The sequence below is a fragment of the Flavobacterium restrictum genome, from assembly GCF_007097245.1.
Taxonomy (GTDB): domain Bacteria; phylum Bacteroidota; class Bacteroidia; order Flavobacteriales; family Flavobacteriaceae; genus Flavobacterium; species Flavobacterium restrictum.
In genome coordinates this window covers 31,998-48,640 of record NZ_VJZT01000005.1, presented here as the reverse complement: position 1 = coordinate 48,640, position 16,643 = coordinate 31,998, and the positions used below count along the sequence as shown (strand labels likewise).

Annotated in this window: 17 protein-coding genes and 1 tRNA gene; 9 read left to right on the top strand and 9 right to left on the bottom strand. The window is 32.3% G+C overall.

Going from position 1 to position 16,643, the window contains the following annotated elements; genetic code table 11:
- Nucleotides 1-25: 25 nt before the first annotated feature.
- From FNW21_RS06545 to FNW21_RS06525, 5 genes are all read right to left on the bottom strand, one after another.
- On the bottom strand, nucleotides 26-1,933 hold the full coding sequence (locus FNW21_RS06545; protein ID WP_144255943.1) for a DUF3857 domain-containing protein: 1,908 nt from the start codon (nucleotides 1,931-1,933) through the stop codon (nucleotides 26-28).
- Complete coding sequence (locus FNW21_RS06540; RefSeq protein WP_144255942.1) at nucleotides 1,930-3,792, bottom strand: DUF3857 domain-containing protein; 1,863 nt, start codon at nucleotides 3,790-3,792, stop codon at nucleotides 1,930-1,932. Before FNW21_RS06540 ends, FNW21_RS06545 begins: the two co-directional genes overlap by 4 nt.
- A gap of 98 nt (nucleotides 3,793-3,890) precedes the next feature.
- Nucleotides 3,891-5,033 carry an ATP-binding protein gene (locus tag FNW21_RS06535; RefSeq protein ID WP_144255941.1) on the bottom strand — a complete coding sequence of 381 codons (1,143 nt, stop codon included), beginning with the start codon at nucleotides 5,031-5,033 and terminating at the stop codon, nucleotides 3,891-3,893.
- Between the two features lie 187 nt (nucleotides 5,034-5,220).
- Nucleotides 5,221-5,655, bottom strand: a complete 435-nt coding sequence (gene rpiB / locus FNW21_RS06530; protein ID WP_144255940.1) for a ribose 5-phosphate isomerase B — start codon at nucleotides 5,653-5,655, stop codon at nucleotides 5,221-5,223.
- 708 nt (nucleotides 5,656-6,363) lie between these two features.
- Nucleotides 6,364-6,597 (bottom strand): DUF2007 domain-containing protein, encoded by a 234-nt coding sequence (locus FNW21_RS06525; RefSeq protein ID WP_144255939.1) that lies wholly within the window; start codon nucleotides 6,595-6,597, stop codon nucleotides 6,364-6,366.
- A gap of 118 nt (nucleotides 6,598-6,715) precedes the next feature.
- Between FNW21_RS06525 and rnr the strand changes: the two genes are divergently transcribed.
- From rnr to FNW21_RS06505, 4 genes are all read left to right on the top strand, one after another.
- Nucleotides 6,716-8,893 carry a ribonuclease R gene (gene rnr, locus FNW21_RS06520; protein ID WP_144255938.1) on the top strand — a complete coding sequence of 726 codons (2,178 nt, stop codon included), beginning with the start codon at nucleotides 6,716-6,718 and terminating at the stop codon, nucleotides 8,891-8,893.
- Nucleotides 8,894-9,011: 118 nt separating this feature from the next.
- Nucleotides 9,012-9,677, top strand: a complete 666-nt coding sequence (locus tag FNW21_RS06515) for a head GIN domain-containing protein (protein ID WP_144255937.1) — start codon at nucleotides 9,012-9,014, stop codon at nucleotides 9,675-9,677.
- 23 nt (nucleotides 9,678-9,700) lie between these two features.
- Nucleotides 9,701-10,378 (top strand): LysE family translocator, encoded by a 678-nt coding sequence (locus FNW21_RS06510; protein WP_144255936.1) that lies wholly within the window; start codon nucleotides 9,701-9,703, stop codon nucleotides 10,376-10,378.
- 27 nt (nucleotides 10,379-10,405) lie between these two features.
- Nucleotides 10,406-10,972 carry a hypothetical protein gene (locus FNW21_RS06505; RefSeq protein WP_144255935.1) on the top strand — a complete coding sequence of 189 codons (567 nt, stop codon included), beginning with the start codon at nucleotides 10,406-10,408 and terminating at the stop codon, nucleotides 10,970-10,972.
- A 406-nt stretch (nucleotides 10,973-11,378) separates the two neighbouring features.
- On the opposite strand, the gene FNW21_RS16295 is transcribed toward FNW21_RS06505, so the two are convergent.
- From FNW21_RS16295 to FNW21_RS06490, 4 genes are all read right to left on the bottom strand, one after another.
- Nucleotides 11,379-11,449 (bottom strand) — tRNA-Cys (locus tag FNW21_RS16295).
- 72 nt (nucleotides 11,450-11,521) lie between these two features.
- Complete coding sequence (folB, locus tag FNW21_RS06500) at nucleotides 11,522-11,881, bottom strand: dihydroneopterin aldolase (protein ID WP_144255934.1); 360 nt, start codon at nucleotides 11,879-11,881, stop codon at nucleotides 11,522-11,524.
- 2 nt (nucleotides 11,882-11,883) lie between these two features.
- Entirely contained in the window at nucleotides 11,884-12,183 is a 300-nt protein-coding gene (locus tag FNW21_RS06495) for a type II toxin-antitoxin system RelE/ParE family toxin (RefSeq protein WP_144255933.1), read from the bottom strand.
- Nucleotides 12,173-12,388, bottom strand: a complete 216-nt coding sequence (locus FNW21_RS06490; protein WP_144255932.1) for a hypothetical protein — start codon at nucleotides 12,386-12,388, stop codon at nucleotides 12,173-12,175. Before FNW21_RS06490 ends, FNW21_RS06495 begins: the two co-directional genes overlap by 11 nt.
- Nucleotides 12,389-12,499: 111 nt before the next feature.
- On the opposite strand from FNW21_RS06490, the gene FNW21_RS06485 reads away from it, so the two are divergent.
- The 5 genes from FNW21_RS06485 to FNW21_RS06465 all read left to right on the top strand — a co-directional run bounded on the left by FNW21_RS06485 (nucleotide 12,500) and on the right by FNW21_RS06465 (nucleotide 16,615).
- Entirely contained in the window at nucleotides 12,500-14,644 is a 2,145-nt protein-coding gene (locus FNW21_RS06485; protein WP_144255931.1) for a glutamine--tRNA ligase/YqeY domain fusion protein, read from the top strand.
- Between the two features lie 281 nt (nucleotides 14,645-14,925).
- Nucleotides 14,926-15,255, top strand: a complete 330-nt coding sequence (locus FNW21_RS06480; RefSeq protein WP_144255930.1) for a YtxH domain-containing protein — start codon at nucleotides 14,926-14,928, stop codon at nucleotides 15,253-15,255.
- Between the two features lie 8 nt (nucleotides 15,256-15,263).
- A complete protein-coding gene (locus tag FNW21_RS06475) occupies nucleotides 15,264-15,614 on the top strand; it encodes a competence protein (RefSeq protein ID WP_144255929.1) in 351 nt (116 codons plus the stop codon).
- A 3-nt stretch (nucleotides 15,615-15,617) separates the two neighbouring features.
- Nucleotides 15,618-15,872, top strand: coding sequence for a DUF6327 family protein (locus FNW21_RS06470; RefSeq protein ID WP_144255928.1), 255 nt, complete (start codon nucleotides 15,618-15,620; stop codon nucleotides 15,870-15,872).
- Between the two features lie 101 nt (nucleotides 15,873-15,973).
- Nucleotides 15,974-16,615, top strand: a complete 642-nt coding sequence (locus FNW21_RS06465; RefSeq protein WP_144255927.1) for a PorT family protein — start codon at nucleotides 15,974-15,976, stop codon at nucleotides 16,613-16,615.
- Nucleotides 16,616-16,643: the final 28 nt, after the last annotated feature.

The following is a 16,643-nucleotide window of genomic DNA, read 5'->3' as shown; positions in this document are numbered from 1 at the left end:
CTTTTTTAAAATAATAAAAAGGTACTTATTTCTTCGGTCTCAACACCACCGATGCTTTGGTAAAATCTGAAGATGCATTCACTACATTTCTGTATTCCTGATAGGTTTCCTTTGGGTAATTTATGGATTTGTATATCTCTAAAACCTCAACAATCAATTGATTACCTTCGACTTTTGCGGTAGATTTGAAAGAACAATTTTTGCTTTCGTCTCCTCCCATTTTCTTGTCGATTACTAAATCTTTGAAACTTTCGACCTCGTATCCTTTTGGAATATCAAAAATTATTTTATGTTTATATGTTTTGGTGTAATTAATGTCAACATCCCATTTTCTATCTGTTTCTTGGTATAAGTTAGATTGTTTTCCAATCATTTTTCCGAGGTTTACCAACACTAGATTTCCAGCATTTTCGGTCAAGGACTCCTTGGCTTCAGCCTTTACTTTTATACTAAACGGCGTGTTGGTATAATTATATTTAAATTCTTGATTTTCGAAAGTATAATTGACTATTTTTATATCAAATTCATCGCCAAATATCCTTTTTTTGATAAAATCAGCAAGTGTTTTTTCGTCTTCATTTTCTTTGATGTATTTAACCCCATTTCTATACAACTGACCATCGTATCCGGTGTTTGAATATGTTTTTTCGATTGTTGCCGTTGTCAAATCATCCGAAAGTGATACATTACTTTGGGTTTCATTGATTGTAAATTCTGCTGGAGCAATTGGGAAAGTTAATTCATAATATTCTTTATTAACTGGATTATATGTTCTCCCATTTGAACTTTGCACTTCGTACATTGGATAACCATAGCACAAGTATTTTTCGTAAGGGGAAAGGAATTTTTGAGTTTCGGGAATGTAGTACATAAATTCGTGATTTAGTGGTACAACAAATTTTTCTACATCAACTTCTCCGATAAAACGAGACATTCCAGCGACCACTTTATAAGGAATTTTTAATTCTTTGAGCGTAAATCCATACAAATCGAAAACATCATTTGCCGTTAATTTTTGCTTTCCTGTATTTAAATTCGTGATTTTTTGAGCGGTTTCTCCTTTGCCAATAAAATCGAAATTAGTTTTTATATATTCATCGATTTTAATTAATTTTTCTTCGGTTGTTTCGGTTCCAATGTTTAAGTTTTGAATAAATTCTCTGGCTTGAGTTTTTTTAAAATATTGAAAAGACGGTTTAGAAAGATATTGTGGGAAGAAAGAATTCCAATTGTAAGTATCCATTCCAGGAGTTGAAACCATATAAATTAACTTCACTAAATTTTTTATGTTTCGTGCATTGGACTCTTCTTTATAAGGCGGAATATTAGTGGCTGTTGTTACAGATTTGTTACTGAAACTACTTTCTTTAAACTCTGGAGAAGCAAAAGTTTGAAATTTTACACCTTCTTGCGAATGTGTAAATTCGGCAAACAACACCGGAATTTCTTTTTGGAAAACTTCTACCCCATAGGACGATGGATTTTCTTTTATAATGAAATAATATTCCAAAATATCTCCCGCTTCTACGCCTTCAAAAACTATCGATTTTACTTTATCTTCTGTTGTTTCGATAATTTTGTCTTGCGGTAATATTTTTATTTCCCCGTTAGGTTTAATTATGCGAGCATGAAAATCTCGAACATTGCGGATATATCCATTGTCTTGGGCTTTAATTTTATTGTATTTATTGATTTCCTCGGCTTTGTTGATCTTTATGGCAAAATGATTCATTCCAAAGGTGGCATAAGCATATCCTCCAACACGAGTATGTATCCAGCGTTTGTCTAACAAAACTACCGCAGGTTGGTTTTTGTATTCTTCCGGGATTTCCTTAAAGGTTGGCTTTTCGTCCCAAGTATAATTTTTTATTTCTTGGGAATAACTTTGAAACGAGGCTAATAAGACAAAAATAAAGGCTATTTTTTTTATCATTTGGAAAGAATTATGGATTGGTTGTATTGTTTAGTTAATGCTTTTATGAAAGAATTCCAAAGGGCAAAATCTTTGGTTTCTAATAGTAATTTTTTGGATTCTATTTTTTGGTTTACAGTAATGGTGTTTTTCAGAGCCTTGTATTGAATATCAAAACTTCCTAAATCGTTTTCTGTTTTTGAGTTTTCTGGCAAAAATTCTACTTTATAATCCAATGGCAATTGATATTCGTACTGGATTTCGTAAACATAAGCAAGGTCGTTTTCGATAGAAAGTTTTCTTTTTTCAATATCTATCAAACTTTCTTTTAAAGGAAAAAGTAACAGGGGTTTCAATAATAATTTTCCGTTGACATCCTTTACTCCGTCTTCTAATTTTAATTTAAAGATGGCTTTTGAAGGCTGTTCTTGGTAGTCTTTTTTTTGCAATTCTTGAATCTCCAACTGTATTTTCTGGTTGTTTTCAGTAAGAATTTTTTTCCAAATTTCATTTTCTTTTTGGTTGTTAGCTGAAAGAGTGTTTAATAAATAACTCTTGTTTAATCCTAAAATAGTAGCAGTTACATCCCCAACAATATGATTATTTTCTAGATTCAATTTCATTGAAATTGTTGTCTTATTTTGGGTAGACTCTACTTCGGGAACCTTTTCTAATCTGAATTCTTTTTCTGATTTACCTATTAAAGCTTCTTTGCCTTGAATCATTGCAGAAGGAAATGTAAATGGACAAAATTTGTCGGTTGCATCCAGAAAATAATTTTTACCATCAATGATCAGATTGGCAATCATGTGATTGTCTACCAGCGGGGTGGGCACATCTTCATACGTATAGGGTTTGCTTCGTGTTCCTATCCAAGTAAGATTAGAATCCAATTGTGCATATCGCAACATTTGGTTCAAAAGATTCGCCATATCCTTGCAATCTCCATATAATTTCTGAAAAATATCCGAAGCTTCTCTAGGAACAAAACCGCCCATTCCATCCTCAAAAGCTACATAATGTACATTTTGTTGCACCCAATGATAAATCGATTTTGCTTTTTCAAAATCAGAGCTTTTACCTTTAATCAATTCTACTGTTTTGTTCTTTAAAGCTGTTTCATCGGTTTTATTAATGTTTTTTAGAAGCGAATAATACCATTGGTATAATTGTTCTGGCGTTCCTAATAATTCTTCTTTTTTGCCCTCTTTTTCATAACTTTTAATGTAATAAATAAGGTGTGGCATAAAATAAAGTGAACTTGGCATATCATCTTCTGCTTCAAATTCTGGAATATCCGTTGCTTCCCATGTATAAATGTCTAAATCTCCTTGTTTAACTTTAGTAAAAACTATTTTGTCTTGGTAATTTCCAAAAATTTTATACCCTATTTCTGTTGTAGATTGACATCTGATTTGAAATTTTGCGGTTTCTGTTTTTATTGGGTTTTGAAACCGAAACGACGATAAAAACCGAGGTTGTTTGAGTTTACTTTTATACGAAAATTCAATTGTAGAATTGTCTTCTACTTTTGGTAATACAAAAAATTTGAATTTGTTGTCACTTTTATAAACCTCGTCGTTTTTTGCGTCAAAAGTACCAATTGCAGATGAACTTAAATCCTCTCTCTTATTAGTCCTTGAAATAAATGTTGAGCCTTTAATATTTGAAATTTCGCTGAAACTATCAAATGGAATTCGAATGGAGTATTCCCAAGTATTTTTACTTTTTGAAATTGCTCTGCTTTCTGAAACAAAAGTTTCAATTTCCAAGGTTTTACCGGAGTTAATAACAAGAGTTTCATTGCTGTAAACTATTTTTGATTTTTCTTGTGAATACAATTGGAAAGAAAACAAAAACAATACAATATATTTTTTCATTCGGTTTAATTTGGAGTAAAATTAAAAAATATTCTTACTTTATTTTATTTCTTTTTTGTCTTTTTTTAAATCTTTTTAAAATTTAGGTTTTACTGTTTTTACATTATAAATTCCAAGTAATTCTGCTTGTTAATCACCTCAAAACTCGCATCGGGATATCCTTTTGCGAAAGCGCCTGGTATTTTTGATTTCCGGTTTTCATTCCATTTGAATTCGTAGCCGGTCAAGTTATCTCCTATTTCTTCTAGCCAATCCAATTCTTGTTGATCGTAGGTACGCCAAAAATAATTGTTGGTTTTTATTTTTTGGTAATGCTGTTTTTTTATTCTTTCGGATGCTAGATAGTTTTCCCAAAGACCACCAATATCATTGCGATTTTCAATTGTATTAAAATTGTTGATAATGCCGTTTCTAATACCATTATCATAAAAATACCATCGAGACGATTTTACTATTTCTTTACGAAGATTGCGACTAAATCCTTCTACTTTAAACAAAACAAAAACTTTAGAAAGTAGATCCAAATAGTTGGCAACTGTGTTTTTGGACATTTGCAATTGAGTGGCTAGCTCGAGCAACGAAACCTCTTGACCTACTTGAAAAGCAATTAAACGCAGTAAATCATACACTTTGTCAGAATGTTTTATACCATCAAAAATCAAAATATCTTTTAACAAATACGAGTTTATAATCTCGTTAATATAATCTTCTTTGCTTCCCCAATCTTCATATTGCTCTAGTTCTGGATAACTTCCAAAAATTAATCTTTGCTCTAAATTTTCGATAGTTTTCTTATAATTTTCTTTTTCCGAAAACTCTATTTGCGACAGCGGAAATAAATATATCGTGTTTTTTCGACCCACCAAAGGTTCTCCTAAATTATTGGACAAATCAAATACAGACGAACCTGTTGCAATAATTTTTATGCCGTCAATAGAGTCCACTATCAATTTGAGAATCATTCCTATATCTGGGATATGTTGCGCTTCGTCAATTACTAATAAGGGTACATTTGCCAAAAGTCGCTTGTAATTGCTTACCGAACGTTCTTTTAACAAATTAGCATCGTTTTTGTCTTCTCCGTTCAATTGCAAATAGGAATCTGAAGGGATTGTTTCTAGATAATTTTTGATTAAGGCTGTTTTGCCCACTCGCCTTGCCCCCAACAAAACTAATACTTTATTGGGCAACAATTTTTTGTGAAATTCAGTTAAAACGGCTCTTTTATAATAGTTTGACATTTTAAATTCTTTAGAATTACAATGCAAATATAATCAAAAAACGTTAATTCGGTCAGTTGACTGACCGAATTAACGTTAATTCGGTCAGTTTATTGACCGAATTACTGTTTTATTGACTAAAAAACGGAAGTTTTCTTAAAAATTTTATTTAAGAAAACTTCCGTTTTGTATTTTTAGTAGTTATAAACTAGCACATTTTGCTTATTTTATCAACTCTGTTTTGGTGTCTTCCGCCTTCAAATTGAGTTTCTAAAAAAGTTGCTACAATTTCTACTGCTTGCGGAATAGAGGTGAAACGAGCTGGAATACTTACCACATTAGCATCATTGTGCAAGCGTGTCAAGTAAGCAATTTCTTTGGTCCAACACAAACCTGCGCGTACTTTGGCGTGTTTATTTACAGTCATGGCAATTCCATTACCGCTGCCGCAAATTACAACACCAAAATCGGCTTTGCCTTCGCTAATATCTTGTGCAACTGGATGTGCAAAATCAGGATAATCTACCGAATCCTCGGAATCAGTTCCGTAGTTGGTAACGGCATATCCTTTGGCTTCAAGCATACTAACAATTGCTTTTTTATATTCTGGTCCTGCGTGATCATTTCCTATTGAAATCTTCATGGTATAACTATTTAGTTGTGCGCTGCAAATTTAACCAAAGAAAATTAGTTTTCTTGGCTCTTAATCCGATTCTTTTTACGTTGATAATTCCTTTTTTATAAATAAAAGCAACTATAATTATAACTACCAGGTTACGAGATAAGTGTGTTTTATAAGGATTTTTAAAATAATGCAAACTACTAGCAATCAATGTATAGTATGTAATTAAAATGTTAATTTTTTGCATTGTTAATAGCAAAACCTAACTACTTGATATTCAGTTAACGTTAAGTTAACATAAAATGTTTATAACTTTAGATAGTTTTTTAGAAGTTTTTTTGGGTTGTTCGAATAAAAAAACTAATCCAAAACCCAAGTTAGAAAACCTAATTTAGTTTGTACCTTTTTTATAAAAGTTATTAATACTCAAGAACAGTTTGTCAACAAAAAAACAAAAAAGAGTTATATACAAAAAGAAATGATTTTGAATTATTAACCATTGTTAATTAAATAATCAAAAAGCTTTAAAACTAAAACTTTAGCTATTTTTAAGGTTGTTGATAACTCAAAATAACATCTTTTAACTTGATTTCAATTCCTTTTTCAAAAAATTTATAGTAGCTATTAACACGCTATAATAACCATTAAAAAAGATTTTAAATTTACTTTTTCTTTTTGTTGTTTTTAATAGATGTTGACAACTTTTGAGATTTTCAAAAAAAGAAAAATTTATACAATGGATAAATTAGAATTCAAATTGTCCAGTATAGTTTGAACGATTTCAAAATCGTTTCGATGCACTTTGAGTTTAATACCACCCAAAGCAGCCGAATAAAATGGAACTACCGACAAGGTGGCCTCGTTTTCGAAAAAATAGGCAATTCGTTCTTGATCCAAAATATGCTTTAAAACTACAATTTCATACGAATAATTAAAAATAGCAATTGTTTCAAAATCTTCCATTGGTGTTCTTTTTATAAAGATACAATTAATATTTAAAGTTATATTTTATTTAAAACTCCAAGTCGTTAACGTAAAACGAGTAACTATTTCGTAATTTTAGACTTTTAAGAAAACTTATATGAGTAAAAGAGTAAGAAAGCCGGTCAAAAAAGAGAAAGATTTCTCGAATAAAATTGTACAAATTTTAACCCAAAATAGCAACAAAGCCTTTAATTTTAAGCAAATTGCAGCCATTTTGGAAGTAGATGATACCAAGTCCAGAAACGAAATAATCCACGATTTAAAACTATTGGCTGCCCAAAAAGCAATCATTGAATCCGAACCTGGAAAATACCTTGTCAAAGCCATTTCCGAAGATTATTATGAAGGAACAATTGATATGACGGGCAGAAAAACCGCTTATTTTATTTGTCCTGAATTTGGCGAAGATGTATTTATTCCTACTAATAATTTGAATCGTGCTTTGGACAAAGACAAAGTAAAAGTCTATGTCTACAATCGCAGAAAAGGTAAACGTCCCGAAGGCGAAGTAATGGAAGTGGTCGAAAGAGCCAAAACTGATTTTGTGGGTGTAATAGCCATTCAACCTAATTTTGCTTTTGTATCTACCGCCAATCCTAAAATGTACACCGATATTTTTATTCCAAAAGATAAAATGGGTGGTGCCGAAAATGGCGATGTTGTTCTAGTTCATATTGAAGATTGGCCTAAAAAAGCCGATTCTCCTTTTGGATCGGTGACTAAAATTTTAGGAAAACCAGGCGAACACGATACCGAAATTCACGCTATTCTTGCCGAATATGGGTTACCGTCAGAATTTCCTATCGAAGTGGAAACTTTTGCCCAGCAAATTGATACTTCTATTCAAGAAGATGAAATATTGAAGCGTAGAGATATGCGCCAAACGCTAACTTTTACTATAGATCCAAAAGATGCAAAAGATTTTGATGATGCTCTTTCGTTTAAAGTTTTGGATAACGGAAACTACGAAATTGGGATTCATATTGCCGATGTGTCACATTATCTTCAAGAAGGAACAATTTTGGACGACGAAGCGTATAACAGGGCTACATCTGTTTATTTAGTAGATAGAGTAGTACCCATGTTGCCCGAAGTCTTGTCTAACTTTGCTTGTTCCTTGCGTCCAAACGAAGAAAAATATACTTTTTCGGCTATTTTTGAATTGAATGACAAAGCCGTTATCAAAAATCAATGGTTTGGTCGAACTGTAATCGATTCCAATCAGCGTTTTGCTTATGAGGAAGCGCAATTTATAATTGAAACCAAAGAAAATGTAATTCCGCTGGAAATATCTATCATAGGAGAATCGTATAAAGTTTCGGACGAAATTGTTTATGCTACTTTAAAACTGGATGAATTAGCCAAAATTATGCGTCAAAAACGAATGGATGCAGGAGCTTTGTCATTTGATAAAGTGGAAGTAAAATTCAACTTATCAGATAGTGGAAATCCAGAAAGCGTTTATTTCAAAGAAAGTAAAGATTCCAATCATTTGATTGAAGAATTTATGCTTTTGGCTAATAAAAAAGTAGCTGAATTTATTGGCAAACAAAAAAAGACATTTATCTATAGAATACACGACGAACCAAATGAAGATAAGCTTTTGGCGATGCAGGAATTAATCAAAAAATTTGGTTATACCGTTGATTTTGCCGGAGGTTCAGTAGCGCACGCTTTGAATGAATTGATGGAAGAAGTACGTGGAAAAAAAGAACAAAATTTGATTGATACACTGGCCATTCGCTCGATGAGTAAAGCTAAATATTCTACTGACAATATTGGGCATTATGGTTTAGCATTTGATTATTACAGTCATTTTACGTCGCCTATTCGTCGTTATCCGGATGTAATGGTGCACCGATTGTTACAATTTTATTTAGATGGAGGAAAATCGGCTAGTGAAGAAATTTTTGAATCCAAATGTATTCATTGTTCCCAAATGGAAGGTTTAGCTACTAAAGCCGAACGGGATTCGATTAAATACATGCAGATTAAATACATGCAAGATCACAAAGATCAAGAATTTTTGGGCGTTATTTCAGGTGTTACCGAGTTTGGAATTTTTGTAGAAATCATCGAAAATAAATGCGAAGGAATGGTGAGAATTCGCGAAATCAAAGACGATTATTTTGTATTCGACGAAAAACAATATGCCTTAATTGGTCAAACTACCAAAAGTGTTTTACAGTTAGGAGACGAGATTTATGTAAAAGTAAAAACTGCCGATCTAGTCAAAAAACAATTGGATTTTTATTATTTGAGAAAGAATTCATAACTGAATTTTTTAGCAAAAAAAGTTCATTTTGAAAAGGTTTTGTACAGTATAAAAATAATACCAACTTTGAATCGTTTCATTAGGAGGAATGATTCGATAACTTTTAAATGTAAAAAAAATGAAAAAAATACTAGTAGTTGCAGTGTTATTTATGGCATACTATGCACAGGGACAAGTCACTAAAAACGTTGGAGATTTTAATAAAGTAACCGCTTTTGATAAAATTACAGTTAAATTAGTAGCAGCCGATGAAAATAAAATCACATTAGAAGGAAAATGGGAAGCCGAAGCCGAAGTTTTGAACAACAACGGCGAATTAAAAATAAGACTTCCAATAGGCAAATTTTTAAATGGTGATGATCTCGTGGCGACTGTTTATTTTAAAGATTTAGAAGCTATAGAAGCCAATGAAGGTTCGTATGTTTCTTGTAATACCGAAATTAATGCTATTGATTTTACGCTTATCGCAAAAGAAGGAGCACAGATAAAAGCAATAGTGAATGCCGAAAAAATTACCGTTACAAGTGCTAATGGTGCCGTGGTAAATCTATCAGGGGCTACAAAAAATCTTGACGTTGTAACGAATTCAGGAGGAAAATTTGAAGGAGAAAATTGCAGCAGTTCCCAAGTAACCGTGTCTGTAAATGCAGGCGGTTATGCGGATGTTTTTGCCACTGATTTAGTAAACGCAAAAACTAGAGCAGGAGGAGTAATAACGATTTATGGTAAGCCAAAACAAATCAATAAAAAAACAGTTCTTGGCGGAACAATTAAGGAAGATTAACAAAAAAACAATTTCTATTTTTGATGGTAAACGATATTTTATCTGGAATTCCTTGGGGAATTTTTTTAAGTTTTATGATTGGGCCCGTCTTTTTTATACTAATAGAAACTAGTATTACCAAAGGATTTAGGGCAGCATTAGTATTTGATCTAGGTGTCATACTAGGCGATATTGTTTTTATATCTATTGCTTATTTAGGGAGTTATCGCTTGATACAAAGCCTTAAGGACAAGCCAGCTCTTTTTATTTTTGGAGGTATAGTAATGCTGTCGTACGGAATCATTTCGTTTATAAAATTAAAAAAAGTAGACAACCTACCTGATGACGTTTTAAATAATGAAATTCTAAAGAAAAACTACGGTAGTTTATTAGTTAAAGGTTTCTTTTTGAACATTATAAACATTGGAGTTCTAGGTTTTTGGTTGGCCATTATTATTTCTATGGGGCCAAAATTAGACATGAAAACCTCTCGAATGATGACTTTTTTTATTACTGTAATCCTTTCGTATTTGCTAGTGGATTGCATTAAAATTGTATTAGCCAAGAAATTAAAAACAAAAATGACACCTACCAATATCCTTAAAATCAAGAAGGGAATCAGTATTGTTTTAATGATTTTTGGAGTGGTTTTAATCACACAAGGTTGGTTCCCTAAAGAAAAAGAAATGGTAAAAAATGCATTGGAGAAGATTGATAAGTAATTATATATTAATGAAATGTGTAATTTTATGAAAGTATTTATTTCTATTTTAATATTAGTTATGATCTTACCATTGTTAAGTTATCATCGAAAGGATTACAAAACAATTAATGTTGAGAAGGTAAAGTATTTAAACTTTATAAAAGCGGTACAAAATAGCTCAACATTTAGCTATTTTACTGTAATTAAAATTAAAGATCTAAATACAGGAGAAATAAAGGAAGTTTGTACCAAAGGAAATTTTGTTTCAGGAGCATTACACATTGAATTAAATGTAAAGTATGATACTAAAGGAGAAAAAAAAGTTTTAGATTTTGCAAAAGGTAAAAAAGATAGATATTTTGAGTTTAAGAATAAAAAAGCTCTTAATAACATCTCTTTTTTTGACTATGATTCAAAACTTTTAGATGAAATTCCAACTAAATACAATTTTGACAAGGCAATTGAAATTATTAAAAATAAAAAAAAGTTTTCAATTCGACTTTCTGATTCCGAAATGAAGGCATTTGCTCATATACTTTTTAATAAAGGTTATTTAACTGGTGAGAATGATTGTTTGGGAGGTTCTTTAGAATATGTTGACAGAACTAAATAATTAAAGCAAAAAAAAGAGACACATTGCTGTATCTTTTTTAGAGGCATCGTTCGGATTCGAGCCCTAACTTTACTTAATTTTTCCTAAAAATTTATCACAAAAAAAAAGAGACACATCCCTGTATCTCTTCTTGAAGCATCGTCCAGATTCGAACCATAACATCACCTAATTTTTTCTAAAAATTTTATCACAAAAAAAAAGAGACACATTGCTGTATCTCTTTTGGAGGCATCGTCCGGATTCGAGCCCTAACTTTACTTAATTTTTTCTAAAAATTTATCACAAAAAAAGAGACACATTGCTGTATCTCTTTTGGAGGCATCGTCCGGATTCGAACCCTAACTTTACTTAATTTTTTATAAAAATTTCCCACAAAAAAACCTCCAAGTTTCCTTGAAGGTTTTAGAGGCATCGTCCGGATTCGAACCGGAGTAGGAGCTTTTGCAGAGCCCAGCCTAGCCGCTCGGCCACGACGCCGTAGTTGAACGGATGGCAAAAGTAACTAAAAACTTTAAAATTTGGAAGCTTAAAGTTTGTTTTTTTTAAAACTTATTTCCTTTTTTGGACTATTTGTATAGTAACTTCTTCAACATCACCACCTATAGGAGGATTTATTTTAGAGACGCCCACGGTTATTTTTGCTACAGTTGGTAGTTCCTGCAGCACTCTATCTGCGATTCTTTTGGCAACATGTTCTAACAAATTAGCTCTAATAGCCATTTCTTGGACTACAATTGCATTGAGATGAACATAATCTACAGTGTCTTTTAAATCGTCTGACTTTGCTGATTTCGTTAAATTTGTTTTTACTTCAAGATCAATGCTATAGTCAGATCCTATTTTGCTTTCTTCGATTAAACAGCCGTGATAGGAAAACGTACGGATGTTTTTAAGTGTTATAATGCCCATTTTTATAGTTTTAGTCTTGTATTTGAAGGATTTTGATAATCACAAGATATAGATTCAATATAAACTATATTTTCAAATTCATCTATTTGAAAGTGAATTGTGTACGGAAATTTTTTGAAAGGTAATTTTCTTATGATATTATATTTTTGCTCAAAAAAAGGATATGTTTCTAATGTATCAATTAGATTTTCATAGTCAATTAAAAATCTATTTCCCAAACCAATTTGAATATTTTCGTAATAATAAATAATTTCGTCAAGTTCTAATTCTGCACGAATTTGTTGCTGTACTTTAAAAGCCATATTTGAGTTTTAATCTTTGTACAGATTCTCTAGCATCGACATAATCTTCTGGTTTAGAATTTTTTACACGTTCTAAAACCATTTCTTGAATTTTTTTATTATATTCCTCTTCCCTGTTATCAACAACAGTATCAGGAATAGGCTTCAAAAATTCTATCAAATTATCATAGTATTCATCCGGAATTGTAACTGTAACTTGTCTCATAACTTTCAATATTTATACAAAAATAGCAATAAATTTAATTGAAAGTCTATTATCCCCAAGTCTATTATCTCTCATCTAATTTTTTATCTTTGCCGTTCAAATTCATAAATAATGGCAGCAGAAGAGAAATCACTTCATTTCATAGAACAAATTATCGAAGACAGTTTAGCAAGCGGTTTTCCTCAAGAGAATTTACGCTTTCGTTTTCCACCAGAACCTAATGGGTATTTACATATTGGCCATGCCAAATCCATTTGTTTGAATTTTGGCTTGGGTCTAAAGTACAATGCGCCAGTTAATTTACGTTTTGACGATACCAATCCCGCCAAAGAGGAGCAGGAATATGTAGATGCTATCAAAGAGGACTTGCTTTGGTTGGGTTTTCAATGGAGTGAGGAATTGTATTCATCTGATTATTTTCAGCAATTATACGATTGGGCGGTTGCGATGATTAAAAACGGAAAAGCCTATATAGACAGTCAATCGTCTGAAGCAATGGCAATCCAAAAAGGAACTCCCACGCAACCAGGTGTGGATGGACCTTTTAGAAATCGTTCTGTTGAAGAAAATTTGACTTTGTTTGAAGGCATGAAAAATGGAGATTTCCCAGAAGGGAGTCACGTTTTACGTGCCAAAATTGATATGGCTTCGACCAATATGTTGATGCGGGATCCTTTGATGTACCGTATTTTGCACCGCCACCATCACCGCACTGGAAACGATTGGAATATTTACCCCATGTATGATTATGCCCATGGCGAAAGCGATTATATCGAGCACATTTCGCATTCTATTTGCACCCTAGAATTTGTGATGCACCGGGAATTATACGATTGGTTTTTAGATCAAATATACCCTGAATCTAGTTCACAGTCTAATGACGTAGATAAAGTAAGACCACACCAATACGAATTTGCCCGTTTGAACCTTAATTACACGGTTATGAGCAAGCGAAAACTATTGCAATTGGTTCAAGAAAACAGAGTAAATGGCTGGGACGATCCTAGAATGCCAACCATTTCAGGTTTGCGACGAAGAGGATATACGGCAGCATCAATTAGAAAATTTTGTGAAAGTATAGGTGTAGCCAAAAGAGAAAACGTGATTGATGTGTCGCTTTTGGATTTTTGTTTGCGAGAAGATTTAAACAAAAAGGCACCAAGGGTTATGGCAGTTTTAGATCCTATAAAACTCGTAATTACGAATTATCCAGAAGGGAAAGAAGAATTTTTGGATGCCGAAAATAATCAAGAAGAGGAAGCAGCGGGTTTTAGAAAAGTTCCTTTTTCCCGTGAATTATACATCGAAAGAGAAGACTTTCTAGAAGTAGCTCCAGCTAAATTTTTCCGTTTGTCTATTGGAAATGAAGTGCGATTAAAAAATGCGTATATCATTAAAGCAGAAAAAGTTATCAAAGATTCAGATGGAAATAGTATTGAAATTCACGCCACTTATGATACTGATTCTTTGAGCGGCAGTGGGAGTGAAGCTTCTAAAAGAAAAGTAGCAGGAACCTTGCATTGGGTTGCTATAAAACATGCTGTGGAAGCCGAGGTTCGCTTATACGACAGATTATTTATAGACGAAGCACCAGACAGTCATAAGGAGAAAAATTTCTTGGATTTTATGAATTCAAACTCGTTACAAACCGTAAAAGGATTTGTGGAACCAAGTTTAGCTACAGCAATAGCAGGTGATCATTTTCAGTTCCAACGTTTGGGTTATTTTACTGTTGATAAAGACACAACCAACTCTAAATTAGTGTTTAACAAAACAGTTGGACTCAAAGATGCTTGGGAAGAAAAAGGAAAGAAAGAAGAAAATAGCCTTAATAATGCGCTAAAAGACATCAACAAATATTTTAAAGTTGCCACTAGAGAGGAACGTATTGCAATCCGAAAAGCAATAGGGGAGACCTTGGCAGGAATTGCTAATTATAGTTTGTTGCAAAACGCTTTCAAGAAAAACATCAATAATAACAAAACGTCCCTGTTGTTTGCTCAATTTATTTTGAAATATTCTAGTTTAAAATCGGCTGATTTTGATAAGGAAGCCGTTTCTAAATTGTATTTGATGTCCTTGCGAAGCGAATCGACATTTGTTCGTTCAAGAGCACTTTTAAATTTACGAGATTTAGAAACTAATTTGGATTTGGTTCATTCCTTCAGAGATGAAATTTTGAAATTACAATCCAATCCTTCAAAAAGTACTACCGAAAGAGAATCGGAATTTATCGAACAGGTTTTGAATAAATAAAAACAATAGAAAGCGCTTTTTGAAGCGCTTTTTTTGATTATTTGTTTTAACGATTGATTTTTTAAAAACCATCATTTTTATCAATCAAAAACCACCTTCATAAATCGTTTTTAAGGCAGTTTTTTCAAAGAAACAGCTCTAATTACATTTATTCAAAACGGATTAAACAAAACCTTTTATTTACGGTTTTGATGTCTTTTTATCGACTTTAATAACTTGTTAACACACCATTGTTAAAAAACCCGTATCTTTATAATTAGAAATTTTAAAAATTGAAAATTATGTCAAATAGCACAGGAAATACTTTATTGGCACTTTTGACGGGTGCTGCAATTGGCGCAGGTCTTGGAATATTATTTGCTCCTGATAAAGGCGTAAACACTCGAAAAAAATTGAAAGACGGTTTTGATGATACTAAAAATGATTGGAACGAAAAATTAGCCTCGGCATCAAATGAATTTGTGGAGCAAGTATATTTGGCCAAAGATGATTTGGAAGGAAATTTCGAAAACATGGTTTCCAAAGCAAGTCATAAAACCGAAGATGTAATTTCATTTTTAGAAGAGAAATTAGCCGAACTTAAAATCAAGAATGCGAAATTCCAAAAATAATTACGGCTATGGCTTTTGAAGAAATAAAAGAACAAACCGAAGATTTTCAAGAACAGTTGCAAGCTTGCATCGATAGCAATGTTGCGTATTACAAACTTTGGGGTTTTAAAGTGGCTATGAAATCGACTACTATGATTTTGAAGTTTACCTTGATTCTTTTGTGTTTTAGTATGGTTTTATTGTTTTGTTCTATTGCGGCAGCACTTGCAATAGGGGACAGGCTTGACAGTAATGCAATGGGGTTTTTAATCGTTGGCGGTATGTATTTGCTAGTCACAGCCTGTTTATTTTTGATTAAAGACAAAATTGTAGAAGGGCCAATTTTAGAAAAATTTTCAGAAATCTTTTTTAACGACTAAAGCATGGAAACCAAAAAATACGCCTCGTATGCCGAAATGGACCGAGAATTAGAAATTCTAAAACTCCAAAAAGAGATTCAGTTCCAAAAATTGACCTTAAATATTCAAAAAACCAAAGAAAGTTTTGAACCGCAAAACATCATTAAAAGTTTTTTTGGTTCGTATAAAGCAACGCTTTCTAATTCGTATGTAGACATTTTGCAAACAATAATTCCGTTTTTCATTAAATGGATTATCAACAGAAAAAGAGGTCGGTAAGCCTCTTTTTTTGATATTACGCAGTACTTTCATAATTAAATTAAAATAATACCGTTAGATTACAAAAAATCTTTAGGTTTGCCCCACGTTTTAATTTATATATGAAAAAATTACTCTTCACCGTTACTTTCTTACTGTTTTCTACTTTTATTTTTGCCCAATACCATTACCGAGATTCGAATAGAATTGGACTTTATTTTGGTATTAACCAATTTACATTGGACACCAAAAATTTCGAAACCCAATCTGGTCAAGGTTGGAATGCGGGTTTAACCGTTAGAGGAAATTTTTACAATGATTGGGATATGGTGTACAACGTTCAGTTTAGCGAAAACAATTTTTCGGTTGCTACCAAAAATTTAGCCTTGCAAAACGAAGCTGTAAAGTACGCATTACCTTCAGCTCAAATTTCGTTGCAATGGAGTTACAAAATTGCCGAAGAAAACTTAAGTGTTGAATTTGGTCCAGTTTTTCAGTTGAATGGAAAACTAAAAACAGCTTATGGCAACGAAAATAATAGAATTTCAGGAACAACACTATTAGCCAAAGATATTGAGGATATTTCTAAATTTAATTTTTATCCTACGGCAGGAGTTACCTTTGGTGTCAAACACATACGCTTGAATATTTCCTACCAATACGGTTTATTGAATACTTTGGGAAACCTAAACAACGGCAATCAAGGCATGAATTTCAAAGGGAATTCGAGTATACTAAACGGGAATTTGATTCTTTATTTTTAAAAAAAGAAGGGTATTAATTTGAAAAGCT

What these genes read in the sequence shown, in the direction of transcription:
- FNW21_RS06540 (WP_144255942.1), bottom strand. Translation starts at nt 3,792, where the DNA reads ATGAAAAAATATATTGTATTGTTTTTGTTTTCTTTCCAATTGTATTCA.
- FNW21_RS06535 (WP_144255941.1), bottom strand. Translation starts at nt 5,033, where the DNA reads ATGTCAAACTATTATAAAAGAGCCGTTTTAACTGAATTTCACAAAAAA.
- folB (WP_144255934.1), bottom strand. Translation starts at nt 11,881, where the DNA reads ATGGGCATTATAACACTTAAAAACATCCGTACGTTTTCCTATCACGGC.
- FNW21_RS06490 (WP_144255932.1), bottom strand. Translation starts at nt 12,388, where the DNA reads ATGAGACAAGTTACAGTTACAATTCCGGATGAATACTATGATAATTTG.
- FNW21_RS06475 (WP_144255929.1), top strand. Translation starts at nt 15,264, where the DNA reads ATGGCTTTTGAAGAAATAAAAGAACAAACCGAAGATTTTCAAGAACAG.
- FNW21_RS06545 (WP_144255943.1), bottom strand. Translation starts at nt 1,933, where the DNA reads ATGATAAAAAAAATAGCCTTTATTTTTGTCTTATTAGCCTCGTTTCAA.
- FNW21_RS06480 (WP_144255930.1), top strand. Translation starts at nt 14,926, where the DNA reads ATGTCAAATAGCACAGGAAATACTTTATTGGCACTTTTGACGGGTGCT.
- FNW21_RS06465 (WP_144255927.1), top strand. Translation starts at nt 15,974, where the DNA reads ATGAAAAAATTACTCTTCACCGTTACTTTCTTACTGTTTTCTACTTTT.
- rpiB (WP_144255940.1), bottom strand. Translation starts at nt 5,655, where the DNA reads ATGAAGATTTCAATAGGAAATGATCACGCAGGACCAGAATATAAAAAA.
- FNW21_RS06515 (WP_144255937.1), top strand. Translation starts at nt 9,012, where the DNA reads ATGAAAAAAATACTAGTAGTTGCAGTGTTATTTATGGCATACTATGCA.
- FNW21_RS06495 (WP_144255933.1), bottom strand. Translation starts at nt 12,183, where the DNA reads ATGGCTTTTAAAGTACAGCAACAAATTCGTGCAGAATTAGAACTTGAC.
- rnr (WP_144255938.1), top strand. Translation starts at nt 6,716, where the DNA reads ATGAGTAAAAGAGTAAGAAAGCCGGTCAAAAAAGAGAAAGATTTCTCG.
- FNW21_RS06525 (WP_144255939.1), bottom strand. Translation starts at nt 6,597, where the DNA reads ATGGAAGATTTTGAAACAATTGCTATTTTTAATTATTCGTATGAAATT.
- FNW21_RS06510 (WP_144255936.1), top strand. Translation starts at nt 9,701, where the DNA reads ATGGTAAACGATATTTTATCTGGAATTCCTTGGGGAATTTTTTTAAGT.
- FNW21_RS06470 (WP_144255928.1), top strand. Translation starts at nt 15,618, where the DNA reads ATGGAAACCAAAAAATACGCCTCGTATGCCGAAATGGACCGAGAATTA.
- FNW21_RS06505 (WP_144255935.1), top strand. Translation starts at nt 10,406, where the DNA reads ATGAAAGTATTTATTTCTATTTTAATATTAGTTATGATCTTACCATTG.
- FNW21_RS06485 (WP_144255931.1), top strand. Translation starts at nt 12,500, where the DNA reads ATGGCAGCAGAAGAGAAATCACTTCATTTCATAGAACAAATTATCGAA.